The sequence below is a fragment of the Sulfurospirillum diekertiae genome, from assembly GCF_002162315.1.
GTDB lineage: Bacteria > Campylobacterota > Campylobacteria > Campylobacterales > Sulfurospirillaceae > Sulfurospirillum.
Genome location: NZ_CP021416.1, coordinates 63258 through 88400 on the forward strand (window position 1 = coordinate 63258; position 25143 = coordinate 88400).

The following is a 25143-nucleotide window of genomic DNA, read 5'->3' on the forward strand; positions in this document are numbered from 1 at the left end:
TAATGTCAACGATTTTATTATGTTTATTGTTTAATGCCGGTGCTTTATGGGTGTTCCAAAAAAATCTTCCAATACCAGGCGGCGCAGTCTTTATTCTACTTTGTATTGCGGAGTATCTAGCTTGGGCATTTATCTTTAAAATGCAAGAGTCGATCAATGGACGTATTTTTGATGATAAGGCGTGGGTAATGGGAAGTTATCCCAATTACTATGAGCAAACGGAAGGCAATCGATGGACGGCTTCCCAACGAGTTAAAGAAATTATGTCAAAAGGTGAATTGTTTCTGGATCAGTTTCGATTTGATGATAGCGTTTTATATCGTTTATCAACGGTTTATGGGTTTGAAAAACGATTTAGTAATTTTGAGTGTTATACAGATCCGACAGACTTTACTCAGTCGGGGATTATATTTGGAGGTATGGGATCAGGAAAAACAGAATTTTACCACTCGATTATCGCTCAAGATAAGTTCGATCGTGTCATTGCCTATGATACAAAAGGTGATCTTGTTCAAAAGCATTATAGCTCGTTGAAAGATATCATCCTCAACCCGTATGATCAACGAAGCCATATTTGGAATCCTTTCGAAGAAGCTAAAACGAGTCCCTTTGTAACAGAGATATTCTTAACCAATCTTTTCAATGCGTTAAGTGGCACGCAAAAAGACTTTTTTAGTGCAAGTTCCAAACAACGCTATATGAAGCTTTTTAACGATATTCTTTACAACAATAGTGAACTTTCATCGAATGAGCAGTTTGATCTTTTCATTCAGCAGCTTAAAGAGTATTTCGAAGAAAATAAAAATCATGAAAGACGTAGTGAAGCAGATGTTGCCAGTACGATGCATTTGACGTTTGAATTTTTTGATTATATGAACTTTTGTATTCAAAATGGCAGCCCTACTTTTACGATCAAAGAATATCTCTCTCGTAAGAGCTGCAAGCTCTTCTTACTCTCTAGGGATGATCAGCGCTCAAAACTTACCCCGTTTTTTACTGGCTTTTTGGCCGCTTTGACGGCTGTCATGTTAAGCCAAGAAGATCAAAAAACCTCTCTCACTCTCTTTGCTCTTGATGAGTACCTCTCTTTTGCTCAAAACCTCGATAGTGAAACAATAGAAGGGTTACATACCAGGATTAGAAGTAAAGGCGGTTGTTTGCTCCCGGGTGTACAATATTTCCCAGAGCAAAGCAACAAAGCGGACAGTGCTCAAGGGATTACGCAAAAGATGTTAAACTCGGCTGCATATTGGTTTTTATTTCAAGGTGTGGATGAATATACACTTAAAAAAATCAATAATACAATCGGTAAAGTACGTTATAGAAAAGAGCAGATTAGGGAGCAACTTGTCGCTGATCCATTAAATCGTAAAAATTACCAAATTGAAGAATCGGATCTTCTAAACACCAGTTTGTTTCAGTCGTTAGGCCAGAATTACGAGCATATCACGTTTGTGCCATCGAAACGAATTTTGTATAAAGGGTATACACCAAAAGCGGAATTACCAAGTAAAAAAGCAAACTACATTCAAAGTGAGAATATTGAAAGATATTATCGGGAAGTACGGGTATAAGTAAGGATAAGGGAGACTTCTCCCTTATCTGTTAGAATTTGTAATCTAAATAATTTTCCCAAGCGCTTGTTTAATAGATATAGGTGCATTTTTTGCAACGTTTACGTAAAATTTTATAGGCTCAACGAGGTCGATTTCATCTAAATATTTTTGAGTGTCGAGTCTTGAGAGGGCATCATGTAAGTCATGTAAATCTTGAAGCGTAACGGCCTCAGAGTTTAAAAGCTTCTCAAAAATAGATGCATCATGATAAAGCGCAACACTTAGGTCGATAATATCTCTTGATTTATTTTGATCTTTTCTATAGACGATTTTCTTTGCCAGAATATCTTCCAAACTTTCAACATAAATACTCTCATGAAAAAAAGTGTGACTATCATCGATGATTGCATGACCTATAAAATCTTGTGATACTAAAATGTCAATTTTGATATTTTCTTTCGTGAGCAGCCTAATGTGATTGGCTAGATCAATATACTTTACAGTACTAAACAAGCGTGAGTCTTCCAACCAATGCTTTGGACTTAAGTAACCCAGTATTTGCGGATCAGTCACGAATAGATCAATATCAAAACTTTTTCGATGTTGGAAATGATAAATCGCTAATGCTGTTCCACCGCCGAATCTTATAAAAGAGAGATCGTTATTCGGTAGCAGTTCTTTACACTCACCGATGAGATCATTAAGTGCTTTAATTTGTTTAGCATATGTTTCAAGAATGAAAGAGTGTGTTTTAGTATCCATGATGGAGTACTTTATTGACTTTTTTCATCGGTATTTTAAAGTGGATCGCAAAATCTTCTATCTCTTCTTTGAGAGCTTCTGTTTTAATAATGTCCAAGGCGTATTTTTCAATAGGCTTTTCAGGAGTTTTTCCCATAAGAAGCTTTTTAATATCATTGGCTCCAAGATGCTTATCTTCATTACCGATAGAAGCATTGACTGTTGATACTAGCATATCGTAAGCTGTTGCTGACTTGTATAAGTTTAAGATAGATTCTTTATCGACATGTGTTAAAAAATCAGCGAGTATTTTTTTGGAATGCCCCTCTTTTTTCCATTCATTGAGAGTCGATTGAGGAACACCAAAGATATCAGCGATCTCTTTTGCTTTCATTGGAACTCCTTTTTTATTTAAATTATACGACTATCGTAGTTTTTTGTCAATAATTATATATAAACTTTATGAGTTCTTGATTTTGAGAAAATTAAATAGTATGAAATTGACATAATATACAACGCTACGTAACGCTATTTCGCAGTTTAAAATCTGTTAATTTATGCATTTCTAGTGTCTTATATTGATAAATTATTAAATGATGAATGCAGTTAATTTATCATTAGAAGATATGGATTTTGTTGATTTTGTGGGGAGTATGTGGGATAAAATATTTGAGTTTGTTTTAAAAGCTCGTAGTTTAGGGAGTTTAAGGATTAGTGGCCGGGAGAGAGGGATTTGAACCCCCGGAGGTATTACCCTCAACGGTTTTCAAGACCGCCGCATTAAGCCGCTCTGCCATCTCCCGACAGAAAGTTTGTAGATGATACATAATACAAAGGTGGAGGCGACACCCGGATTTGAACCGGGGATCAAGGCTTTGCAGGCCCATGCCTTACCGCTTGGCTATATCGCCACCGTATTTCTCTATATCGAGGTGGTGCCCGGAGCCGGATTTGAACCGGCACACCCAAACGGGCGAGGGATTTTAAGTCCCTTGCGTCTACCAGTTTCGCCATCCGGGCAACGCGTTTCTTTTTTAAAAAAACTAAATGGAGCGGGAAACGAGGTTCGAACTCGCGACCCCGACCTTGGCAAGGTCGTGCTCTACCACTGAGCTATTCCCGCATCTAAAAAAGAGATGAGAGTATAGCAGTTTTTTTTTAGAATGTAAAGTGTTATGGACTAAATTCTTTACATGTAAGCTTTTTTAGAGCGGTTTTGCTATAATCTAAAAAATTTTTTTAAGGAAGATTGATGCGTAGTGATCAAGTCAAAAAAAGGGTATAACAGAGCGCCACATCGAAGTTTGTTTCGAGCAACAGGTTTAAAAGATGAAGATTTTAATAAACCATTTATTGGAGTAGCAAACTCTTATATTGATATTATTCCAGGGCACTTCTTTTTACATGAGTATGGTGTCATCATTAAAGATGAGATTCGCAAGAATGGTTGTGTGCCGTTTGAGTTCAATACGATTGGCGTGGATGATGGTATTGCAATGGGGCACGATGGTATGCTCTATTCTCTTCCTAGTCGTGAGTTGATTGCAAACTCTATTGAGACTATGATGAATGCGCACATGCTTGATGCGATGATTTGTATCCCAAACTGCGACAAAATCGTTCCTGGAATGATTATGGGAGCACTGCGTGTCAATGTTCCAACGGTCTTTGTCAGTGGTGGCCCAATGAAAAAAGGGTATACCAAAGAAGGATCCCCTCTTGATTTAAATTCTGCCTTTGAAGCGGTTGGCAAGTTTGAAAAAGGGGATATTACCGAATCTGAACTAACGGATATTGAGTGCAATGCCTGTCCAAGTGGTGGTAGCTGTTCAGGAATGTTTACGGCCAATAGTATGAATACCCTTATGGAAGCGATGGGGATAGCACTTCCTGGTAATGGTACAATCCCCGCTTTGACCCCTGAGCGTGAGGTACTTTTACGCGCTGCGGCAAAACGCATCTGTGAAATCGCCATTGACGATCGCTTTAAAATCCGTAATATACTTAATGAAAAAGCCGTACGTAATGCGTTTGCGATTGATATGGCAATGGGTGGAAGTTCCAATACCGTTTTGCACATGTTGGCGATTGCTAAAGAAGCGGGTGTGAAATTTGCGATTAAAGACATCAATGAGATCAGCAAAAATGTTTCGCATATCGCTAAAATCTCCCCTTCTCTCTCAACGGTTCATATGGAAGACATCAACCGCGCTGGGGGTATGAATGCCGTGATGAAAGAGGTCAGCAGACGCGATAATGGCATTTTGCATTTAGATAACCTAACGGTGACGGGTGAAACCATTGGTGAGCGCATCGCCAATGCGGAGATTAAAGACACCACCATCATTCATACCCTTGAGAATCCTTACTCAAAAGTGGGTGGACTTGCCATCTTATTTGGCAATTTGGCTGAAGAAGGGTGTGTCATTAAAACCGCAGGTATTGTGGGTGCTCGTCAATTTATTGGTAAAGCAGTCTGTTTTGACTCTCAGCAAGAAGCGCTTGCGGGCATTGTGGGTGGAAAAGTCACAAAAGGTAATGTGGTCGTCATTCGTTATGAAGGTCCTCGTGGAGGCCCTGGTATGCAAGAGATGCTCTCTCCTACGAGTTTAATTATGGGAATGGGACTGGGTGCGGATGTGGCACTGATTACTGACGGACGTTTTTCAGGTGCTACCAGAGGTCTTAGTATTGGTCATGTGAGCCCAGAGGCAGCGGAAGGTGGACTTATCGGTCTTTTGCACGATGGTGATACTATACAGATCGATGTTGATGCCTATACGATTGAAGCGTTGATTGATGAAGATGAACTAGCGCGTCGTAAAGCGACATTTAAACCTAACGTGAAAACCATTCATGGCAGTTGGTTGAAACAATATCGCCAACTGGTGACCAATGCCAGCAATGGTGCCGTTTTACGTACTGAAGAGGCGTAATGGCAGATTTTTTTAATTTATTATTGCAACATACCATCACAATGATGGCAATTGTAGATCCTTTAGGAGTGAGTGCGATTATGCTCTCACTCCTACCTCAAAGCACAACCAAAGAGCATATTAATAAGATTGCTTGGAAAGCGACAATGACCATCATAGTGGCTTTTTTTGTGGTTTTACTTACGGGTAATTTTTTGCTCAATCTTTTTGGTATCGAAATTGATTCACTTAAAGTGATGGGTGGAATTATTTTGTTGCTTACTGCCATTAAAATGGTTCAAGGCTCGATAGAGTCCAAAAATCAAACCGAAGAAGAGCGCGAAGAGGCAATCAAAAACGATGAGTTTTCGGTGATACCTTTAGGTATTCCTATTACTTTCGGCCCTGGTATTTTTGCGACGATTATTATTCTACGTGGGCATAGTGAGGGTGTTATTTCTCTTGCAGCACTTATTATTGCTTATTTAATTGTAGCTCTAAGTGTTTATCTTGCTTTTAAAAATAGTATCTATATCCGCCATTATTTAGGGATAACTGGGCAAAAAATTGTCAGCCGTTTAATGGGACTCATCGTAGGAGCAATTGCGGTGCAGTTCATTGTGGGTGGTGTGAGTGTGCTTGCAAAACATTACATGTAAGGATTTTTCATGAACCAAGGTGGTTGGACGTGCCCTCATGATGTCGAAGGCGTTTGTGATATTATCAAAAAAGAGTGTGATCCAGGAGACAAAGGATGTGTCCTTTATGGCAAAGCCAAATTTGCCTGTGAAGATTCCCCTTCCAATGAAGCATTTGAAAAGCGGATGGAACGTAAAATGCGTGAAATATTGGAAGGAGATACATTATAGAGTATCTTCTAGTATCGTATAAAAGAAGTCAATTGGTAAAATTTGCCAATCAACTTCTTTTATAAGAATTAACTTTCAGTATATTATAGTGATTGTGTTTGGGCTAAATAGACAAAGCCAGCAGCAAATAAAACAGCATTTAGAAGAGTCATAGCCAATCCAACTTTTACAATACTTAACTTTTTCATCTTGGTAGCTCCTTTTTTGTTTTCGGAATTATACGTTAATAAAACTTAATTAAAAATAAATTAATTAAAAATAAATTTCTTTTTATAAAAAAATGGTAACATTTCTACACTTTATTTTTAATTAAATTAATAATACTAAAAATATATATTAAGTTATAAATAAGTTAAAAGCAGATTTTGTTGATATACTGAATAATTCTTTTTAGTGATATACCGTGAAAATATGTATTAACGCTATGCTATAAAATATACATTGTAATGATGATAACATGAAAAAATAAAGCTCATGGAAGATTGTTTTAAGAGGTCTATAGTGATACCTCATAGGAAAAAGAGCAAAATTAAGATAAAATTGCACATTTAAAACCTCAGGAGCGATACAGTGTCAAGTATCTCAAAATATAGCAAAATTAATAGTTTAAAATCTGTAAAAAAATGTCTTTTCCCTGCAGCGGGTTATGGTACAAGGTTCTTACCGGCAACAAAAGCGATGCCTAAAGAGATGTTACCTGTTCTTACGAAACCATTGATTCAATATGGTGTCGAAGAGGCAGTCAGTGCAGGCATCGATACAATGGCAATTGTTACAGGTCGTGGTAAAAGAGCTATTGAAGATCATTTTGATGTCAGTTATGAATTGGAACACCAAATTAAGGGCACATCAAAAGAGAGTTACCTTACTGAAATTAGAAATTTAATTGATAATTGTACATTCAGTTATACGAGACAAGTAGAGATGAAGGGATTGGGCCATGCAATTCTGACGGGTAAAACATTGATTGGCGATGAACCATTTGCGGTTATTTTGGCAGATGACTTGTGTGACAATAACGATGATGATCCTGTACTAAAACAGATGGTCGAAGTGTATGAAAAATACCGCTGTTGTGTGGTTGCCATTGAAGAAGTTCCTAAAGAAGATACAAATAAATATGGTGTTATTGATGGCAAAATTGTTGATGGCAATGAGTCTGTTCTTCGTGTTTCAAATATGGTTGAAAAACCAGATCCAAAAGATGCACCAACCAATTTAGCCATCATCGGTCGTTATATTTTAACGCCTGAGATTTTTGAAGTGATTGAAAATACAAAACCTGGTAAAGGTGGTGAAATTCAGATCACCGATGCGCTTTTAGAACTTGCACGCCAAGGTAAAGTTATTGCGTATAAATTTACAGGAAGACGTTTTGATTGTGGCTCTATTGAGGGCTTTGTCGAAGCAACCAATTACTTCCACGATAAAGCAAAATAACACTTTATAATTTTTACATGTAAGCCTCTTAACCCCTCTATAAGGGGCTTGCCTCTCTTTTATATTTATATTATCGCCTTAAGGATAAACCCTTTATTAGCTTATGTTAGCTATAATCTCGCCATTAAATAATAATGAGGCGGAAGAGTATGTCTAATCACGAAACGAAGTATATTTTTATTACCGGAGGTGTTTTAAGCTCTCTTGGTAAAGGCATAGCAGCGGCGAGTATCTCCACACTTTTAAAAAACGTTGGCTTTAAAGTCAGCATCCTTAAAGCAGATCCTTATATCAACGTTGATCCAGGCACGATGAGTCCGTTAGAACATGGAGAGGTTTTTGTCACCGATGATGGTGCAGAGACTGATCTGGATCTTGGACATTATGAGCGCTTTTTAGATGAAAATCTTACCCAAGCAAATAACTTTACAACAGGTCGTGTTTATTCTGCGGTGATTGAAAAAGAGCGCCGTGGGGATTATCTTGGTAAAACGATTCAAGTGATTCCTCATATTGTCGATGAAATTGCTAATCGTATTAAAGAAGCGGGTCGTGGTCAAGATATTCTTATCGTTGAGATCGGTGGAACGGTTGGCGATATAGAAGGATTACCCTTTCTAGAAGCAATTCGTTCCTTGAAAAGTGAGCTTGGAAAACGTCGTGCAATGAACATTCATCTCACACTCGTTCCATTTATTAAAGCAGCGGGTGAGCTTAAAACCAAACCAACCCAACACTCTGTTCAAGAACTTCGTCGTATTGGTATCACGCCCGATATGTTGATTTGCCGCTCTGAATACCCTCTTCCGAAAGAGCTTAAAAACAAACTTGCTTTCTCATGTGGTGTTGAACGTAATTCTGTGATTGAGTGTTTAGATGCCACGACTATTTATCAAGTACCGCTTAGTTTTCTCAAAGAAAATATTTTAGTTCCTATCTCCGAGACATTAGATCTTGGAGATTTGACGCCGCATATGGATGAATGGGATATTTTGGTTAAACGTGTAATTGCCCCTCGTGATGAGTTAATGATCGCTTTTGTTGGCAAATATCTTGATCTTAAAGAGTCGTACAAATCACTGACTGAATCGTTGATTCACGCTGGAGCGAACCTGAATGCAAAAGTAAAAATTCGTTGGGTTGATTCTGAAATGATTGAAGAGAAAGGGTGTGAAGAGATTCTCTCCGATGTTGATGGTATCTTGGTTGCCGGTGGTTTTGGCGAGCGTGGCGTTGTGGGTAAAATGGCCGCTATTCGTTATGCTAGAGAACATAAAATCCCTTATCTTGGAATTTGCCTTGGAATGCAACTGGCAATGATTGAATTTGCACGTAATGTGCTTCATCTTGAAGATGCTAATTCGGCTGAATTTAATCCTACATGTAAAAATCCTATCATCTATTTGATTGACTCTTTCATGGATGCAAGTGGTCAAAAACAACTTCGTACATTCCAAAGTCCATTGGGTGGAACAATGCGTTTAGGCGGGTATGAGTGTGATACAAAGCCAGGCTCATTGCTTAGAAACGTATACGATGGTGCTAAAGTGATTCGTGAGCGTCATCGTCACCGATATGAAGCAAATCCAGCGTACCGTGAAGCCTTTGAAAAAGAGGGGCTTATCGTCAGTGGCGAGAGCAATGGTTTAATTGAAGCAGTTGAGCTTCAAGGTCATCCATGGTTTTTAGGAGTTCAATTTCATCCTGAGTTTACCTCACGTTTAACAAACCCAAATAAAACCATTTTAGGTTTTGCAAAAGCGGCTTTGTTACAACGCCAAAATGGCTAGGTTACTGAGTAAAGAGGAGATAAAACGGATTCTTCAAAGCAGGTTTGAGAATGACGAGTGCACCCGTTTAAACGAGATTCCTAAGCCCTCCTCTTTAAAAGATATTGCAAAGGCATCTAAACGTATTGCTGATGCAATGCGTGACCATGAACGTATTGCCATTGTAGGTGATTATGATGTGGATGGTGTCATCTCTTCAGTTATTTTAAGCCAATTTTTTGATGATCTAGGGGTTGATTACTCCTTGATTATTCCCAATCGTTTTACGGATGGATATGGTTTAAATCCGGAGATTGTTGCAAAACTTGATGTTCATGTGATTATCACCGTTGATAATGGTATTTCTGCGATTGAAGCAGCTCAGATTTGTAAAGAACAAGGGATTGATTTGATCATTACCGATCACCATAGTATCCCCTCTGTTTTGCCTGATGCGTATGCTATTGTCAATCCCAAACAAGAAGATTGCGCTTTTCCCCATTGTGAAATTTGTGGTGCGCAGGTAGCATGGTATTTGGTTGCTGCTCTCAAAGAAGAATTGGGTGTTGACTATAATCTTTCTAACTTCTTGGACCTCCTTTGTATCGCTATTATGGCAGATATGATGGAGCTTGTCGGGATGAACCGTGTGATGGTTAAAAAAGGTATTGTTGAGCTTAATCACTCAAAACGTGCTGCATTTGAGGCCATTAAACAGTATTTTGGTAAGAAAACTTTAGAAGGCGATGATATTTCATTTTTGATCGGACCCTTGATTAATAGTTCAGGTCGGATGGAAGATGCAATTTTTTCCTATGAATTTTTAAAGTCTAAAAATGTTGACGATGCTTTACAAAAACTTGATTATATTGTTTCTCTGAATGAAGCCCGTAAAGAAGAAGAGCGTCTCCTCTTTGAATCAACACTGCCTTATGTCAAAGAGAACGAAAATATCATCGTTGCATGGGGTGAGGAGTGGCATGAGGGTATCGTCGGGATTGTCGCTTCTAGGCTTTCTAAACGCTTTAAAAAGCCTGCTATTGTCTTTTCTATCAAAGATGAAAAGGCTAAAGGAAGTGCGAGAGGTATTGGAGATGTAGATATCTTAGAGCTTATTCGTTCGCAAGAGCCTCTTTTACTTGGGTTTGGTGGGCATAAAGGAGCAGCAGGTGTTTCAATTGAAATTAAACATTTGGAACAATTTAGAATCAATTTGGTGGAAGCATCCAGTCAGTTTACGCAAGAGGCACTGGAAGCAGATAATGATCTCTTAGGAGAAATTAGTGCAGATCAAATTGATTTTGAGTTATTGGAAATTTTGGAGAACCAAGAGCCTTATGGTCAAAAAAATCCTAAGCCAAGCTTTTTACTACGTAATATTGCCGTCAAAGTGGATCGTTTGATTGGTAAAGATGGACAGCATTTAAAGCTTATTTTACAAGAGGGAAGCAATGCCCTTGAAGCGCTCTTTTTTAACTATGATATTAAAGCTAAGCAAGGTGATCGCATCGATATTTTATTTACGGTTTCCCGCAATGATTATCGAGGGCTCGTGACACCTCAGCTTTTAATCAAACAGATCGTAAAGAAATATTAAAATTCACGACCATCTTTTACAGGGACAAAGAGGCAGTTATCTAATGCCTCTTTGCGTATGCCCTCTTCCGTTTTTATAAATCGGGTAATAATTTGCTTATCCCCTTTTTCAATAGGAGCTACCAAAATCCCCCCTACTTTTAACTGTTCAAAAAGCTTCTGTGGTACTTCAGGCGTTGAAGCCGAAAAAAGGATGCGATCGTAGGGAGCAAACTCTCTCCATCCATTTTGACCATCATCAAAGCGCGTGTGTATGTTGGTAATACCTAATGTTTTAAAGCGTTCACGTGCCTCTTTAAGCAATCTTTCAATGCGTTCAATGGTAAAGACTCGGCGGATAACTTTACTTAAAATAAGCGCTTGGTAGCCACTACCGCAACCAATTTCTAAAACACTATCAGCACCTTTACATGTAAGGGCTTCTGTCATTTTTGCAACGGTTAAAGGCGAGCTAATCCATTGGTTTGCAACAAGCGGTAGTGCATCGAGTTTGTAGGCGTGCATACTCATGCCTTGTGGGACAAAAAGTTCACGTTCACTTTGGCAAAAAGCATCATAAACGTTAGGACTTATAGGACAAATTTTGGCAATTTCATCTGCCATTTTTTTATGTTTTTGAAAACTAATTTTGGTGTTAAATTGAGCCGTTTGCGGCATTATGGGTTAATCCTATGTCAAGATATCGTCGTATTTTTTTTGATTTCATGAAAATCAAAGGTATGCATTATCAGGTTATGGTTATCATCACTGGTGACATCACCAAATGGAGAGATGATAGCACTGCTTTTAGCCATGCTTTCATCGGCACTGTTCGCACAAAGTACATATGTTTGATTGGCAATTGCCAACGCTGTCGTTAGCACTTCAAAATGCTTTTTACGAAGTTTGCCCCAGTAGGCAGGTACTAAAATAAGGTCTGCCCCTTTGATCTTTTCCCAAAGACTTGGAAAGCGAAGTTCAAAGCAGATAAGTACAGCAATTTTTATTCCGTTAATCTCAATGAAGTTCATTTCTTCTATATTCCCTGCACTAAAATAGTGTTCTTCTTCACCTAGGGCAAAAAGTTTTGCTTTTGATTGTGTATAAATGAGTTTCCCGTGATGAAAAAGCTTGAAGTTATTGACATACTTTGTATCAATTTTTTCAATCAATGTAAGTCCATATGTTTTACCTACAGAGAGTTTAGCGAGTTTTGGAAGTATGGCAGTAGTAAATTCTGCCGCTTCTTCCATTTTATCGTAGCTGTAGGCACTTAAACAGAGCTCTGGTGCTAATGAAATACTATTTTGAGGTATTTGTTCCAAGAGTGCTTGAAGGGTCTCAAAATTCTCCTCAAAGCTTCGACCTTCATAGGCAAATTGTAACGCACAGAGCATTGGGTTAGAAATCATCGAATGAGAGACTTCCTTTGCTGTAATTAGAAACATTGCCTTCAAAGAAATTTGTTTTTTGATCATTAAATTTGGAAAAATCATCTACCCATTTGATAGGATGTTTGGCATTGTAGAGTTTTTCAAAGCCAACTGCCGTTAAACGGTCGTCAATCAGATAGTGAATGTAGGTTTCGATAATATCATCCGTAAAGCCCATAATTTGATTTTTAGTAATGTATTTGCCCCACTCAATTTCAAGATCGCCTGCTTTTTGGAACATCTCATAGACTTTGGCTTTAAGTTCAGTGGTAAAAAGCTCTGGATATTCTTTTTGAGCTGAATTAATCATGTTTTGAAAGATAAGAAGATGGGTAATTTCATCGCGTTGAATAAAGCGAATCATCTGCGCACTTCCTAGCATTCTTCCAGCCCTTGCAAGCGCATAAATAGCCGTAAAGCCAGAATAAAAGTAGATGCCTTCTAGGATTTGATTGGCAAACATTGCAAGAATAAGTTTTTCATCCGTCACATCGCCCGCTAACTCTTCGTAAACACTTGAAATGTAGTCGTTTTTGCGACGTAATACCTCATCGTGTTTTTCCATCTCATAAATAAGGTCCGTGTTGTCACAAATGGCTTCTGCCATAACAGCATAAGATTTAGAGTGATTTGCCTCTTCATACGATTGGCGAGAAAGGCATGCATTAATCTCTGGTGCTGTGATGTAGGGGTTGATGTTGTCGGCTAAGTTGTTCGTTTGAAAGCTATCCATGCTAATGAGTTGTGACCAAACGAGATCATACATACGTTTTTCGGCATCAGTTAAGTTACGATTATAGTCGATAACATCTTTAGTGGTATCGACTTCTCTGGGAAACCATGTATTGGCTTCCATCATATCCCAAAGTTTGAGTGCCCATGAGTATTTTGCTTTGGTGAAATTTAAAATTCCGTGTGGGTTTCCCCCAAAAATTTTACGATCTTGAAGACTTTCATCTGAGTTGGGGTTGTAGATTTTTTTGCGCTCCATTGACGTTCCTAATACAATAATATCTAAAAAGATTGTATCAAAAATTTCTTAATTCTATAGGTATGAGAGGGCTGAGCTGGCTCAAATCAAACTGATTTTGTTGCATTTTTGTTTCACCCAATGTGGGCTCTACATGTAAATAATTTTGAAGGTAATAGGTTCCACGATAACCTTTTACATGTAAATCTTCTATGATGGTGTTAATGTCCATGGGAGTGAGTAAATCACTGTGTAGTGTTGTACGAACTTCAAAGGAAATATCGCTTTGAATCAGTAGTTTTAAACTCTCTTCAAAACGCTCAATATGGCGGTAATGTGTTAATGTTTCATACTGATCTAGCGGAGCTTTATAATCAAGCGCGATGTAATCCACAAGCTTTTTTGCAATTAACCGTGTCAGTAGTTCTGGATGGGAACCATTGGTATCTATTTTAATTTTATACCCTAATACTTTGATTGCTTCACAGAAAGGTTCAAGATGTGGATAAAGGGTACACTCTCCACCGCTTAACACAACACTATCGAGGCGTCCTTGGCGGCTTTGTAAAAATTCTAGGGCAGTTTCGAGGCTAATGGTTCCATTGTCTCGTACAATTTGAGGATTGTAGCAATATGGACATGCCATATTGCATTTGGAGAACCAAAAGATAGACGCTAGATGATGGGGATAATCTAGCGTCGTAAATTTTGTAATACTATGAATTGCCTTATCGGCAAGGACATTTTTCAACAAATTGAACGCGCTCTCTATGCTCGCCAGTTTTCCCAACATTAAAACTCTCTACGGGTCTGTGATAACCCATAACACGGGTATAAACGATACATTTGGTACGTTTTTCTTTTAATTTCTCTAAAATTTCGGTTTGACTCATGATGCTTCTCCTTTTCTGTAGTGTTCAACTAACTCTTCATCGCATTTAGGGCAAAATTCATGCTCACCACTGATGTAGCCATGCTTCTCACACACCGAAAAGACCGGTGTGATGGTAAGGTAAGGCATACGGTAGTTGGTGATCACGTTTCTAACCAACTTCTTGCACGCTTCACTGGAACTAATGCGCTCTTTCATATAAAGATGCAGAACGGTTCCCCCTGTGTAGGAGCATTGAAGGTCATCTTGAAGATCCAATGCTTCAAAAGGATCATCGGTAAAATTCGCAGGAAGTTGAGAGGAGTTGGTGTAATAGACATTTTTTCCTGATCCTGCTTGGATGATCTCAGGGTAGCGTTTTTTATCTTCTTTCGCAAAACGGTACGTTGTGCCCTCTGCTGGGGTTGCTTCAAGGTTATAGAGGTTCCCGGTCTCTTCTTGATAGGCGACCATCTTGTTGCGCACAAATTCTAAGATTTCGTGAGCAAATTCCATTCCATATGCATCGGCAATATTATGTTTATCATCGGTAAAATTGCGAATCATCTCATTGATACCATTGACGCCAATCGTTGAGAAATGGCTGTTAAATCCTGGCAAATAACGTGCCGTATACGGGTAAAGCCCACGATTGTACATCTCTTGCACAAACACACGTTTTTTCTCGAGTGTGGATTTTGCAAGGTCCATCAAGTATTCAAAACGTTCCATCAACTCTTTTTTATTGCCTTTATAAAGGTAGCCAAGACGTGCCATATTTAAAGTTACAACACCAATGCTTCCTGTCATCTCTGCGCTGCCGAAAAGTCCACCACCACGTTTTAAAAGCTCTCTAAGATCGAGTTGCAAACGACAGCACATGGAGCGCACATGACCTGGTTTATAAGCCTTTGGATTTTCAACAAGCTTGCCATCGGCATCTCTGACGTATTGGCTTCCAATGAAGTTTTGGAAGTATGAGGAACCGATTTTGGCCGTATTTTCAAAGAGAAGTTCGGTATTTTCCCCATCCCAGTCAAAATCTTCGGTGATGTTAACGGTCGGAATTGGGAAGGTAAAGGGTTGACCTGTTTTATCCCCTTCGGTCATTACTTCGTAATACGCTTTGTTAATCAGGTTCATCTCTTTTTGAAAATGTTTATAGGTCATCGCTTCAAGAGAATTGACACCACGTTTTTGTGCCTCTTCGATGAGCTCTGCATCGTTAATCTCTTTGAAAAGATGACGTTGACTTGAGGTTGGGATTTGATCGGCCAAATCTTTAGGCACGGTCCAGTCAATCGTAATATTGGTAAACGGGCTTTGTCCCCAACGTGCAGGAACATTGAGGTTGTAAATAAAGCTTCTAATTGCTTTTTTGATCTCTTTGAAGGAAATTTTATCTTTGAAAGCATAGGGTGCTAAGTATGTATCGAAAGAGCTAAACGCTTGAGCACCCGCCCATTCACTTTGGAGAATTCCTAAAAAGTTTGCCATTTGTCCCAGAGCTTCTCTAAAATGCATTGGCGGACGACTTTCAACGCGACCCCTAACACCATTAAATCCTTCATCCAAAAGCACTCTCAAACTCCAGCCAGCACAGTATGCTGTTAAACAATCCAAATCATGGATGTGATAATCGCCATTGCGGTGCGCTAAGCCCTCTTCTTTAGAGTAAATTTTATCGAGCCAGTAGTTGGCGATGACTTTACCCGCGGTATTATTCACAAGTCCTGCATTAGAATAACCGGTATTGGAGTTTGCTTTAATCCTCCAGTCACTTTTCCCAATATACTCTTCAATCGTTTGAGTGGAATTGACATAGGTTGTATCTTCATTGAGTCCATAGATATGTTCACGCTGCATTTTGTGCGTATGTCGATAAAGAATAAAAGAGCGCATAACGTCAAAATAACGAGATTTGTAGAGTTCTTGTTCGATCATATCTTGGAAATCTTCGACCGCTGCTACCCGCTTCTTCTCAATACGTTTGAGTATCTCTTTAAAAATACTTTCATCGTACGTTACACCTTCGCTTTTAAAGGCTTTTTTGATAGCATCTTCTATCTTGAAAGGTTCAAATTCTTCTGTTGTGCCGTCGCGTTTGAGTACTTTGGTTAGCATGGTTATCCTAGATTTAAAAGTAGGAAAGATTATAGTAGGTATAAAATTTAAAGAAACTTAATGATTAAGCTGAAACAATTATGTCACAGTTTAAAAATAAAGCTTTTTTAGCATATTTTATTAAATCAATTTATTCCTTATTTATGGAGCTTATAGCTATCTTAATATTATTAATATTAAAATTTAAAATTAATTTTTATTCCAAGTTATAGTGTGCAAAATGAACGATTTAATGCTTCCTTGACATGTAAAACGGTGGTATCAAATAGCGGTAAATAAGCGCTTTTTTGATCCACTAAAAGACCAATTTCAGTGCATCCTAGAATAACAGAATCGATCTGTTCATCATGGCATTTAAGATCGTCAATAATCTTTAGAAAAATCTCTTTGGAAGTGGTTTTAATTTGACCAATGCAGAGCTCTTGAAAGATGATTTGATTGATGATTTCGATTGCTTTTGCATCAGGAATCACCACATCAATATGATGGGCTTTTAAAACGTCTGCGTAAAACGTCTCTTGCATTGTAAATTTGGTTCCAAGCAGAATGGCTTTATGCGCACCTTGTGCATTGAGTGCCTTAGCCGTCGCTTCGGCAATGTGAATAAAAGGTGTTTTGATCTGAGGTGTGATGAGCGGAAGAATTTTGTGCATCGTATTGGTACATAACAGGATAAAATCCACTCCTGCTCGCTCTAAGGAAAGGGCCGCTTCTTGGATAACAAGTGCAGCTTCTTCCCATTTTCCTTCACGTTGAAAGCGTTCAATCGGTTCAAAATCAACCGAATGCAGAATGATCTTGGCACTGTGAAGTCCGCCCAATTTTGCTTTTACACCCTCGTTTAAAAGGGTGTAATAACTCTGTGTCGACTCCCAACTCATGCCCCCGATCAATCCTATCGTTTTCATTCTCACCCTTTACATGTAAAACATTTTTTTATTGACAACCCTCGCACTCAATGCTACGATCAGCGACTTCGAGTTTATTCTCAGGCGATTGAGAGCGCAGATAATAGGTCGATTTGATACCCAGTTTCCATCCGAGCATGTAGATGTCATTGAGGTACTTTCCACTGGCTTTATCAAGAGTGATAAAGATATTAAGGCTCTGCCCTTGATCGATCCATTTTTGACGAATCGCACCTGCTTTAATGAGCACGCGTTGATCCAGTTCATACGCAGGTGTGTAAAAATTCCACGTATCAGGACTCAAGTTTGGCACAACAACGGGAATCATGCCAGAGAGATTCTCTTCAAACCATTTGCGTTTATAAACAGGCTCGATCGTTTGCGTTGTACCGACCAAAATAGAGATAGAGCTTGTCGGTGCAACGGCCATCAGATAACCATTTCGCATACCATTCTTTTTCACTTTTTCTCTCAAACTCTCCCAGTCGTACATGTAACCAAAAAGTCCACCACGATCGACCAGTTTTTTAGCTTCATCGTTAGCGGTATCGATTGGGAAAATACCTCGACTCCATTTTGAGCCTTGAAATTCAGGATACATTCCTTTTTCAATCGCAAGGTTGGAGGATGCAAGAATAGCGTTGTAGCTCACTGCTTCCATCACTTCATCGATTTTACTAAAGTGCTCGTAACTTCCCCACGCAATGTGTTGTTCTGCGAGCATTTGTGCTTCACCCATGACACCTAATCCAATTGCACGTGATTTGAGGTTGGTATGTTTCACTTTGGCATGTGGATAGAAGTTAAGATCAATCACATTATCGAGCATTCGAATAGCAATAGGAATAGTTCGCTCGATCTCCTCTTTGGTGTGAATTTTGGAGAGATTTACACTGGCAAGGTTACACACAGCTGTTTTACCTTCAACCATCTCTTTTTCAACAATAAAAATGTCTTTACCATTGATGCTATCGAGTGCTGTTATTTTTTTAGCCTCTTTCGTTACTCCACTATCAACTTTCACCAAATCACTCTCTTCATACGTGTCAATTGTTTGATCGTTATAAACAATTTTTACTTTATAATGATTGGGTGCTGTATTTTGAAAAATTTCGGTGCAAAGATTGGAACTTCGAATAATGCCCGTATGATCATTGGGGTTAGCACGATTGGCATTGTCTTTGAAACAGAGAAAGGGGCTTCCACTTTCAAAATAGCTGGTTAAGATTTTTTTCCACAAATCTTTAGCGGGTACATACTCTTTCGAAATGGCATCGTTTTGCTCATAGGCAAGGTAGCGACGCTCAAACTCTTCACCATAGACTTCCGCGAGATCACCCGCTTCTGCAGGATCAAACAGCGTCCACATTGCATTTTCTTCTACGCGTTTCATAAAGAGATCATTGATCCAGAGTGCTGGGAAAAGATCGTGCGCACGACGTCGCTCTTCTCCTGAGTTTTTCTTCAAATCTAAAAAGTCAGAGATATCCATATGCCACGGCTCTAAATACACTGCAATGGCGCCTTTGCGTGTGCCAAGTTGATCAACAGCGATAGCAATGTCATTGGTGATTTTTAAAAAGGGAATAACGCCACCAGCGGCGTTTTTATGCCCATCGATCATGCCACCCATAGAACGTACTAAGTTCCAATCCCAACCAATCCCGCCACCAAATTTACTGAGCAGTGACATCTCTTTGTAAGAGTCAAAAATACCTTCGATATTATCAGGGGTACTGCCAATGTAGCATGAGCTAAGTTGATGACGTGTGGTTCTCGCATTGGAAAGCGTTGGTGTTGCGAGCATGACTTCAAATTTACTGATCACATCGTAAAACTTCTTCGCCCAATCTTGAGAGTTGAGTTCATTTTGTGCTAAGAACATGGCAATGGCCATAAACATGTGCTGAGGCAATTCAATCGGTTTGCCTTGTCTGTTTTTGATAAGGTAACGATCGTGAAGGGTTTTAATTCCCAAATAGGTAAATTGAAGATCACGTTCAGGCTTGAGGTAGTCTTCAATATCTTTGAGGTCATATTTGGCTTTCATGCCAAGTGCGATGCGTCCCTCTTTCTCCCCACGATCCAAGTACTCTGCAAAGCTTCCATAGCCTGTAAAGCCATTGACCTTATGATAAAGGTCATATAGAAAGAGACGTGCAGCAACATACGTCCAGTTGGGGCGATCGATATCGATCTTATCCACGGCTGTCTTGATTAATGTTTTTTGAATCTCTTCCGTGGTGATTTGATCACGAAATTGTATCTTAGCATCGACTTCAAGCTCACTTTGTGAGACGTTGTCCAATCCTTTGATGGCAGAGCTGGTATATTTTTGAATTTTAGAGATATCGAGTGGCTCAATGCGACCATTACGCTTTTGGACGGTTAACATTATTTGAATACCCTTTGAAAGATTTTATCGACATTTTTGGTGTAATAAGCATAGTCAAAACACTCTCTGATTTCTGCTTCACTGAGTTTCGCTCTTAAATCTTCATCGCTAAGAAGATTTTGAAGGTATAAACTCTCCCCTTCACTATTGAGCGCTGGCTTTCCATGTTGAAGGTCTTCCCAGACTTTCATGGCGTTACGTTGAACAATTTTATACGCATCTTCACGGGATACATTTTTAAGTGGAAGTTCGAGTAAAATACGTTGAGAGAAAACAAGACCACCTGTGAGGTTGAGATTGCGCATCATATTATCGGGATAAACGACGAGTTTTGAGATAACGCTATTGAGACGATTTAGCATAAAATCAGCAGTGATAAAACCATCGGGTAAGATAAAACGCTCAACTGAACTGTGGCTGATGTCACGCTCATGCCATAATGCAACGTTTTCCATTGCTGGGATCGCGTAAGAGCGAATCATACGGCATAACCCTGTAATATTCTCACTAAGTACTGGATTGCGCTTATGAGGCATTGCAGAGCTTCCTTTTTGGCCTTTTTCAAAGAACTCTTCACACTCATAGACTTCGGTGCGTTGGTAATGGCGAATAGCAACAGCAATTTTTTCACAACTGGAAGCTAGAAGTGCAAGTGCATTCATCAAAGCAGCATAACGGTCACGTTGAATCACTTGGTTGGAAACGGGAGCAGGGGTGAGCCCAAGTTCTTCACACACATACTCTTCAAGTTCAATGGGTGAGTGCGCCATATTGCCCATTGCACCACTGATTTGTCCTACGGAAATGACTTCCATCACATTTTCAAGATTTTTGAGGCTTCGTTTGATCTCTTCATACCAAATGGCAAGGACTAAACCAAAGGTAATGGGCTCACCATGAATGCCGTGGCTTCGTCCGACCATTAAAGTCATCTTGTGTTCCATGGCTCTGGTTTTTAAGGATTCCATCAATGTTTTAACGTCTTCGATGATTACATGTAAAGAATCACGCATCTGAAGTGCAACGGCAGTGTCGATGCAATCAGAACTGGTCATACCATAATGAACCCACCTGCTCTCTTCACCAAGGCTGTCTGCAACGCTTGTTAAAAACGCAATCACATCGTGACGGGTTACTTTTTCGATTTCATCAATTCGGTCAATATTAAACTTGGCATTCTTAATGATTTTCTCACAATCTGCATCAGGAATGAGCCCTAGTTTATTCCATGCTTTGGTTGCAGCTTTTTCGACTCTGAGCCATGCGTCGTATTTTGCCTCAATGGTCCAATGCTTTTTCATCTCTTCTCGTGCGTAGCGCTCTACCATTCTCATTCCTTGTCTATTTGTGATTTTTATGTGATAAAATACGGTGAATTTATCTGTAAATTCGTGTTTTATATGATTTTTTATTTTAACAATTTCGGACTAAAAAAGGGTTGAATTTTGGCGTATACTTTGAAAAAGTTTGTTCTTGAAAAACCAACACTTGCCTTTCGCTTCTTGATGGATACCTTTTCAATCAGCATGGGTGAGGCGCAAAAAATAGTGGATAAACGAAGAGTCTTTGTGGAAGGTGAACAGCTTCTAAAAAAATCAGCTCTGATTGTTGGCAACATTGGTGTGATTGTTTTTGAGGGAGAGTCTAAAGGTCTGCAACCTATTTTTGAGACAGAAGACTTTGCTGTTTTTGAAAAACCCAGTGGTGTTATGATTCACCCACGAAAACGTAGCGACGGATATACTCTAAACGATGAAATCAAATCGCTGTATGGAAAAGATGCTAATGCAGCACATCGCATTGATAAAAGTACCAGTGGATTAGTGCTGGTGGGGAAACATAAGCAGGCAGAAATTGATCTAAAACGTATTTTCGCAACGAGGCAAGTTCAAAAGAGTTATTTGGCTTTAGTGCATGGTCGAGTGGATGATGTGATGATGATTGATGTAAAATTGAAACGCGATGTTGAAACCAGTCAGATTCGACTGAAAGTCCACGTTGATGAAAGAGGTAAGGCGTCACAAACAAAAATAACGCCTCTCTGCTATTTTGCAGACAAAGATGCAACATTGGTGGAAGCGATTCCCTATACTGGAAGACAGCATCAGATTCGTGTTCATTTGTTCCACGTGAAACATCATATTGTTGGTGATCCAATATATGGAATAGATGAAGAAGATGCAGAACGATATTTAGATGGTTCTATGAGTGTAGAGGATCAACTGGAAATAACACAAAGTTCACGCCTTCTTTTGCATGCCCAAACGTTAGCATTTGAGTATAAGGGAATTCCTTATAAAATAGAATCACAGGTTGATGCTAAAACACTGTTTTATAACTTAATGAAAGGATAACAATGAAAACAATTATATTAGATGGGCTTAGAGTTGCCCCTAGCAAAGTGGTTTGTGTTGGAAGAAATTATGTTGCACACATCAAAGAGTTAAACAATGAAGTTCCTACTTCAATGGTTTTGTTTATGAAGCCTAACACTGCTCTAAGCAGTGAGCTTATAACAGGCAAACAAACACCCCTTCATTATGAGGGTGAAATATCTTTTTTAATCAAAAAAGGAGCAATCGCAGCTGTTGGCTTTGGACTTGATTTAACTAACCGTGAACTTCAAAGTGAGCTTAAAGGAAAAGGTCTGCCTTGGGAGCGTGCCAAAGCTTTTGATGGAGCTGCTGTTATGAGTTCGTTTGTCAGTATTGATACTTCGGATGTTGATCTACTCTCTCTGCAATTGTGGATTAATGATGTGTTAGTTCAAGAGGGAAATATTGATTTAATGATCTATAAACCACTCACGGTTATTGAAGAGATTAACTCTTTTTCGACACTGATTGATAACGATATTGTGATGAGTGGAACGCCTAAAGGCGTTGGCAGTTATATGAAGGGTGATAAATTTGTTGGAAAGATTTTTATTGCAGATAGAGAAATTATCTCACACGAGTGGATAGCCAAATAACCCAAAAGAGCTTTACATGTAAAGCTCTCACTTCTCTTTTAGAAAGAGGACTTTAATCAGTCCTCCTACTCCTACGATCACCACGATTATTAAAAATCCAACTTGAAAAAGGTCAAGCGTTGTCATTGTTTTTTTCCTTGTCTTTAAGCTGTCCGCATGCGGCACTGATATCTAAACCTTTGGATTGCCGAATCGTGCAAAGCACTCCATGATCGACAAGGTACTGCTGAAATGCAATCATATCTTTTTCTAATGGGCGTGCAAACTCACTTCCAACATGTGGATTGAAATAAATCAGATTAACTTTCGATTTTATGCCATGTAGAAGCTTCACCAGCTTGCGAGCGCTCTTTTGGTCATCATTTACCCCTTTCATGACTAAGTATTCAAACATGACCCGTTTACGTGCGTCTATGGGGAATGCTTTAACGGCATTGATAATGGACTCGATATTATAGGCTTTATTGATAGGCATCAATGTTTGTCTTAGTTCATCATCCACCGCATGCAATGAAATCGCTAACAAAACACCTAGCTCCATCAGTCCTAGTTTTTCTATTTGAGAACTCAAACCACTTGTGGAAATAGTCTGCCTACGAGGAGAAATAGAAAGGCCATCAATATCCGTAAAAATACGCACGGCTTTGCTCACGTTAGCTAAATTATCCAGCGGCTCACCCATCCCCATATAAACGATATTAACACGTCTATTTTCAGCGATAGCATTATCCCTTTTGATCATCAAAATTTGGGATGTTATTTCTCCTGCTGTTAGGTTACGTTTAAAACCACTTTTGCCCGTAAGACAGAAGGCACATCCAATTTTACAGCCCACTTGAGAGGAGATACAAATCGTATAGCGTGTATGGTGAATGAGCTTTCCCTCTTCATCGTTTTGTTCTTGCTTCATCGGCAAAAGAACCGATTCGACAGTGTTGCCATCTTTGAGTGCAAAAAGGTATTTTTTACTACCGTCCCTACTCTCTTCTACTTTTGCGATGACAAGAGGGTCTAAATAGTATTGTGCTTCAAGCTGATCTTTGAGCTCTTTGGGAAGATTTTTCATCTCATCAAATGAGTTGACATATTTTTGATATAACCATTGGTAAATTTGTTTCGCTCGAAAAGCGGGTTTGATAATTTCCGATAGCTCTTCTTTCGATAGATCGAATATATTCTGTTTTTCCATAATACCTCAAATTTTCATATTTTTTTCTACATGTAACGTAATGAGTTCTTTTGCTTGCGCATGATTGTGTATAAAATCAAGATGGGCATTTTCATCGCAATAATTGGTCACAACAAAAAGACCAGAACAGGGAATATGGAAGTGATTGGCAACACTTACAACGGAAAAAAACTCCATATTCTCTAATTCAATATTTTTTTCGATCATGTTATTTGCGAATGTTGTATCGGTAGTAATATAATTACTTGAATTGACAATAGGTGATGGATAAATTGTTCCACGTGAAACATGAACTTTTTCAACATCAACAATATTTTGTAAAGGGGTGTAGCACCTATTTTGTAAAAAACAAAGTTCAATATTTGCAGCACTGTGACTATACACCAAATCAAAAGGCTGATGGTTTCCATAGCTTCCAGCTGTTCCTACAAAAAATAAAAAAGCAGGCTTCTCTTCTAGAATCAACTTGGTTAGAGAAATAGCACTTTCAATCAGTCCAACACCAATGGGTTTGGCAAAATCAAATGTTTCATTCCTTCCCGCGCAAAGAATCATAATCGTACTGCGATTCCCTCATGTGCGAGGTAATGCTTAAGATCCATAATATCAATCTCTTTAAAATGAAAAATAGAAGCAGCAAGAGCCGCATCGGCACCATTTAAAAAGGCATCTTTAATATGCTCCATCGTTCCTGCTCCACCACTAGCAATGACAGGAATATCTAGCATTGTGCTCATTTGTGAAGTCAGTGGAATATCATAGCCATTTTTAGCACCATCACAATTCATAGAGGTGAGAAGGATTTCTCCTGCGCCTCTTTCTTGAGCTTCTTTTGCCCAAGCAAGCGCATCGATTCCTGTATCAATTCTTCCCCCATTAACAAAAACATGCCATGAATCACCTGTGCGTTTAGCATCAATGGCGACTACAATACATTGTGAACCAAAACGCTTGGAGGATTCATCGATAAAAAGAGGATTGGCAATGGCTGGAGAGTTGATACTCACTTTATCGCATCCTACATGTAAAAGAGCATAAATATCATCAAGGGTTCGAATGCCCCCACCAACAGTCAGTGGAATAAACACTTCACGTGCAACCTTCTCAACGATATCTACAATCGTCCCTCTTCCTTCATGACTGGCTGTAATATCTAGAAATGTGAGCTCATCTGCGCCTTCTTCATTGTACCGTTTTGCAATTTCAACAGGATCTCCTGCATCTTTAAGTCCAACAAAATTAACACCCTTTACAACACGTCCATTTTTGACATCCAGACAAGGGATAATACGTTTAGCAAAATGCTCCATAAGGCTCTCTTTTTAGATAAATATAGGTTGAAATGATAGCGCAAGAATTAAAAAAAAACTTCTGAAAAGTAAGATTAAATCTGCATATAACTCTTTTATAAGTAAAG

The 25143-nt window shown here is 38.9% G+C and carries 22 protein-coding genes, 4 tRNA genes and 1 pseudogene; 9 read left to right on the top strand and 18 right to left on the bottom strand.

Features of this window, described 5'->3' with window-relative positions:
* Window positions 1-2 precede the first annotated feature (2 nt).
* Window positions 3-1574 carry a type IV secretory system conjugative DNA transfer family protein gene (locus Sdiek1_RS00345; protein ID WP_087437380.1) on the top strand — a complete coding sequence of 524 codons (1572 nt, stop codon included), beginning with the start codon at window positions 3-5 and terminating at the stop codon, window positions 1572-1574.
* Between the two features lie 45 nt (window positions 1575-1619).
* On the opposite strand, the gene Sdiek1_RS00350 is transcribed toward Sdiek1_RS00345, so the two are convergent.
* From Sdiek1_RS00350 to Sdiek1_RS00375, 6 genes are all read right to left on the bottom strand, one after another.
* Window positions 1620-2318 (bottom strand): nucleotidyl transferase AbiEii/AbiGii toxin family protein, encoded by a 699-nt coding sequence (locus Sdiek1_RS00350; protein WP_087437381.1) that lies wholly within the window; start codon window positions 2316-2318, stop codon window positions 1620-1622.
* Window positions 2308-2691, bottom strand: a complete 384-nt coding sequence (locus tag Sdiek1_RS00355) for a hypothetical protein (RefSeq protein ID WP_087437382.1) — start codon at window positions 2689-2691, stop codon at window positions 2308-2310. The genes Sdiek1_RS00350 and Sdiek1_RS00355 overlap by 11 nt, the downstream gene beginning before the upstream one ends.
* Window positions 2692-3012: 321 nt before the next feature.
* Window positions 3013-3100, bottom strand: a tRNA-Ser gene (locus Sdiek1_RS00360).
* Between the two features lie 34 nt (window positions 3101-3134).
* Window positions 3135-3208: transfer RNA gene (locus Sdiek1_RS00365), tRNA-Cys, on the bottom strand.
* Between the two features lie 22 nt (window positions 3209-3230).
* Window positions 3231-3317 (bottom strand) — tRNA-Leu (locus tag Sdiek1_RS00370).
* 28 nt (window positions 3318-3345) lie between these two features.
* Window positions 3346-3420 (bottom strand) — tRNA-Gly (locus tag Sdiek1_RS00375).
* A gap of 129 nt (window positions 3421-3549) precedes the next feature.
* On the opposite strand from Sdiek1_RS00375, the pseudogene ilvD reads away from it, so the two are divergent.
* The 6 genes and pseudogenes from ilvD to recJ all read left to right on the top strand — a co-directional run bounded on the left by ilvD (window position 3550) and on the right by recJ (window position 10887).
* Window positions 3550-5233: pseudogene (gene ilvD / locus Sdiek1_RS00380) on the top strand (dihydroxy-acid dehydratase).
* Window positions 5233-5871, top strand: coding sequence for a MarC family protein (locus tag Sdiek1_RS00385; protein ID WP_087437383.1), 639 nt, complete (start codon window positions 5233-5235; stop codon window positions 5869-5871). Before ilvD ends, Sdiek1_RS00385 begins: the two are co-directional and overlap by 1 nt.
* 9 nt (window positions 5872-5880) lie before the next feature.
* Window positions 5881-6081: a hypothetical protein gene (locus Sdiek1_RS00390; RefSeq protein WP_087437384.1), complete on the top strand. Its 201-nt coding sequence runs from the start codon at window positions 5881-5883 to the stop codon at window positions 6079-6081.
* 570 nt (window positions 6082-6651) lie between these two features.
* Window positions 6652-7521, top strand: coding sequence for a UTP--glucose-1-phosphate uridylyltransferase GalU (gene galU / locus Sdiek1_RS00395; RefSeq protein WP_191342061.1), 870 nt, complete (start codon window positions 6652-6654; stop codon window positions 7519-7521).
* Between the two features lie 149 nt (window positions 7522-7670).
* The gene (pyrG, locus tag Sdiek1_RS00400; RefSeq protein WP_087437385.1) at window positions 7671-9311 is read left to right on the top strand and encodes a CTP synthase; all 1641 of its coding nucleotides are present in this window, start codon (window positions 7671-7673) and stop codon (window positions 9309-9311) included.
* Complete coding sequence (gene recJ / locus Sdiek1_RS00405) at window positions 9304-10887, top strand: single-stranded-DNA-specific exonuclease RecJ (RefSeq protein WP_087437386.1); 1584 nt, start codon at window positions 9304-9306, stop codon at window positions 10885-10887. The genes pyrG and recJ overlap by 8 nt, the downstream gene beginning before the upstream one ends.
* Here the strand turns inward: recJ and Sdiek1_RS00410 are convergent.
* The 9 genes from Sdiek1_RS00410 to purB form a co-directional block, all read right to left on the bottom strand.
* Entirely contained in the window at window positions 10884-11543 is a 660-nt protein-coding gene (locus tag Sdiek1_RS00410) for a protein-L-isoaspartate(D-aspartate) O-methyltransferase (RefSeq protein WP_087437387.1), read from the bottom strand. The two genes, recJ and Sdiek1_RS00410, sit on opposite strands and share 4 nt — an antisense overlap.
* 17 nt (window positions 11544-11560) lie before the next feature.
* Entirely contained in the window at window positions 11561-12277 is a 717-nt protein-coding gene (locus Sdiek1_RS00415) for a carbon-nitrogen hydrolase family protein (RefSeq protein WP_238099065.1), read from the bottom strand.
* The gene (locus Sdiek1_RS00420) at window positions 12267-13289 is read right to left on the bottom strand and encodes a ribonucleotide-diphosphate reductase subunit beta (protein WP_087437388.1); all 1023 of its coding nucleotides are present in this window, start codon (window positions 13287-13289) and stop codon (window positions 12267-12269) included. The genes Sdiek1_RS00415 and Sdiek1_RS00420 overlap by 11 nt, the downstream gene beginning before the upstream one ends.
* A gap of 37 nt (window positions 13290-13326) precedes the next feature.
* Window positions 13327-14022, bottom strand: a complete 696-nt coding sequence (locus Sdiek1_RS00425; protein ID WP_087437389.1) for an anaerobic ribonucleoside-triphosphate reductase activating protein — start codon at window positions 14020-14022, stop codon at window positions 13327-13329.
* The gene (gene nrdD, locus Sdiek1_RS14720; RefSeq protein ID WP_121494809.1) at window positions 13997-14161 is read right to left on the bottom strand and encodes an anaerobic ribonucleoside-triphosphate reductase; all 165 of its coding nucleotides are present in this window, start codon (window positions 14159-14161) and stop codon (window positions 13997-13999) included. Before nrdD ends, Sdiek1_RS00425 begins: the two co-directional genes overlap by 26 nt.
* The gene (locus Sdiek1_RS00430; protein ID WP_087437390.1) at window positions 14158-16263 is read right to left on the bottom strand and encodes a ribonucleoside triphosphate reductase; all 2106 of its coding nucleotides are present in this window, start codon (window positions 16261-16263) and stop codon (window positions 14158-14160) included. Before Sdiek1_RS00430 ends, nrdD begins: the two co-directional genes overlap by 4 nt.
* 206 nt (window positions 16264-16469) lie before the next feature.
* Window positions 16470-17171: an aspartate/glutamate racemase family protein gene (locus Sdiek1_RS00435; protein WP_087437391.1), complete on the bottom strand. Its 702-nt coding sequence runs from the start codon at window positions 17169-17171 to the stop codon at window positions 16470-16472.
* A gap of 28 nt (window positions 17172-17199) precedes the next feature.
* Window positions 17200-19566, bottom strand: coding sequence for a ribonucleoside-diphosphate reductase subunit alpha (locus tag Sdiek1_RS00440; RefSeq protein ID WP_087437392.1), 2367 nt, complete (start codon window positions 19564-19566; stop codon window positions 17200-17202).
* Window positions 19566-20894 (bottom strand): adenylosuccinate lyase, encoded by a 1329-nt coding sequence (gene purB / locus Sdiek1_RS00445; protein ID WP_087437393.1) that lies wholly within the window; start codon window positions 20892-20894, stop codon window positions 19566-19568. Before purB ends, Sdiek1_RS00440 begins: the two co-directional genes overlap by 1 nt.
* Before the next feature lie 117 nt (window positions 20895-21011).
* Here purB and Sdiek1_RS00450 point away from each other — a divergent pair, with 117 nt between their 5' ends.
* Together Sdiek1_RS00450 and Sdiek1_RS00455 are read left to right on the top strand one after the other, a co-directional pair.
* A complete protein-coding gene (locus Sdiek1_RS00450; protein WP_087437394.1) occupies window positions 21012-21920 on the top strand; it encodes an RluA family pseudouridine synthase in 909 nt (302 codons plus the stop codon).
* Between the two features lie 2 nt (window positions 21921-21922).
* Complete coding sequence (locus Sdiek1_RS00455; RefSeq protein WP_087437395.1) at window positions 21923-22537, top strand: fumarylacetoacetate hydrolase family protein; 615 nt, start codon at window positions 21923-21925, stop codon at window positions 22535-22537.
* 112 nt (window positions 22538-22649) lie between these two features.
* Here Sdiek1_RS00455 and rlmN read toward each other — a convergent pair whose 3' ends face one another.
* From rlmN to hisF, 3 genes are read right to left on the bottom strand one after another with little or no spacing between them, the layout of a single operon-like run.
* Complete coding sequence (gene rlmN, locus Sdiek1_RS00460; RefSeq protein ID WP_087437396.1) at window positions 22650-23726, bottom strand: dual-specificity RNA methyltransferase RlmN; 1077 nt, start codon at window positions 23724-23726, stop codon at window positions 22650-22652.
* A gap of 6 nt (window positions 23727-23732) precedes the next feature.
* Complete coding sequence (locus Sdiek1_RS00465; RefSeq protein ID WP_087437397.1) at window positions 23733-24281, bottom strand: nucleoside phosphorylase-I family protein; 549 nt, start codon at window positions 24279-24281, stop codon at window positions 23733-23735.
* On the bottom strand, window positions 24278-25036 hold the full coding sequence (gene hisF / locus Sdiek1_RS00470) for an imidazole glycerol phosphate synthase subunit HisF (RefSeq protein WP_087437398.1): 759 nt from the start codon (window positions 25034-25036) through the stop codon (window positions 24278-24280). The genes Sdiek1_RS00465 and hisF overlap by 4 nt, the downstream gene beginning before the upstream one ends.
* Window positions 25037-25143: the final 107 nt, after the last annotated feature.

Excerpts from the sequence above, each read along its gene's own strand:
- Sdiek1_RS00345 (WP_087437380.1), top strand. The coding sequence starts at position 3 with ATGTCAACGATTTTATTATGTTTATTGTTTAATGCCGGTGCTTTATGG.
- Sdiek1_RS00350 (WP_087437381.1), bottom strand. The coding sequence starts at position 2,318 with ATGGATACTAAAACACACTCTTTCATTCTTGAAACATATGCTAAACAA.
- Sdiek1_RS00355 (WP_087437382.1), bottom strand. The coding sequence starts at position 2,691 with ATGAAAGCAAAAGAGATCGCTGATATCTTTGGTGTTCCTCAATCGACT.
- Sdiek1_RS00385 (WP_087437383.1), top strand. The coding sequence starts at position 5,233 with ATGGCAGATTTTTTTAATTTATTATTGCAACATACCATCACAATGATG.
- Sdiek1_RS00390 (WP_087437384.1), top strand. The coding sequence starts at position 5,881 with ATGAACCAAGGTGGTTGGACGTGCCCTCATGATGTCGAAGGCGTTTGT.
- pyrG (WP_087437385.1), top strand. The coding sequence starts at position 7,671 with ATGTCTAATCACGAAACGAAGTATATTTTTATTACCGGAGGTGTTTTA.
- recJ (WP_087437386.1), top strand. The coding sequence starts at position 9,304 with ATGGCTAGGTTACTGAGTAAAGAGGAGATAAAACGGATTCTTCAAAGC.
- Sdiek1_RS00410 (WP_087437387.1), bottom strand. The coding sequence starts at position 11,543 with ATGCCGCAAACGGCTCAATTTAACACCAAAATTAGTTTTCAAAAACAT.
- Sdiek1_RS00415 (WP_238099065.1), bottom strand. The coding sequence starts at position 12,277 with ATGATTTCTAACCCAATGCTCTGTGCGTTACAATTTGCCTATGAAGGT.
- Sdiek1_RS00420 (WP_087437388.1), bottom strand. The coding sequence starts at position 13,289 with ATGGAGCGCAAAAAAATCTACAACCCCAACTCAGATGAAAGTCTTCAA.
- nrdD (WP_121494809.1), bottom strand. The coding sequence starts at position 14,161 with ATGAGTCAAACCGAAATTTTAGAGAAATTAAAAGAAAAACGTACCAAA.
- Sdiek1_RS00430 (WP_087437390.1), bottom strand. The coding sequence starts at position 16,263 with ATGCTAACCAAAGTACTCAAACGCGACGGCACAACAGAAGAATTTGAA.
- Sdiek1_RS00435 (WP_087437391.1), bottom strand. The coding sequence starts at position 17,171 with ATGAAAACGATAGGATTGATCGGGGGCATGAGTTGGGAGTCGACACAG.
- Sdiek1_RS00440 (WP_087437392.1), bottom strand. The coding sequence starts at position 19,566 with ATGTTAACCGTCCAAAAGCGTAATGGTCGCATTGAGCCACTCGATATC.
- purB (WP_087437393.1), bottom strand. The coding sequence starts at position 20,894 with ATGGTAGAGCGCTACGCACGAGAAGAGATGAAAAAGCATTGGACCATT.
- Sdiek1_RS00455 (WP_087437395.1), top strand. The coding sequence starts at position 21,923 with ATGAAAACAATTATATTAGATGGGCTTAGAGTTGCCCCTAGCAAAGTG.
- rlmN (WP_087437396.1), bottom strand. The coding sequence starts at position 23,726 with ATGGAAAAACAGAATATATTCGATCTATCGAAAGAAGAGCTATCGGAA.
- Sdiek1_RS00465 (WP_087437397.1), bottom strand. The coding sequence starts at position 24,281 with ATGATTCTTTGCGCGGGAAGGAATGAAACATTTGATTTTGCCAAACCC.
- hisF (WP_087437398.1), bottom strand. The coding sequence starts at position 25,036 with ATGGAGCATTTTGCTAAACGTATTATCCCTTGTCTGGATGTCAAAAAT.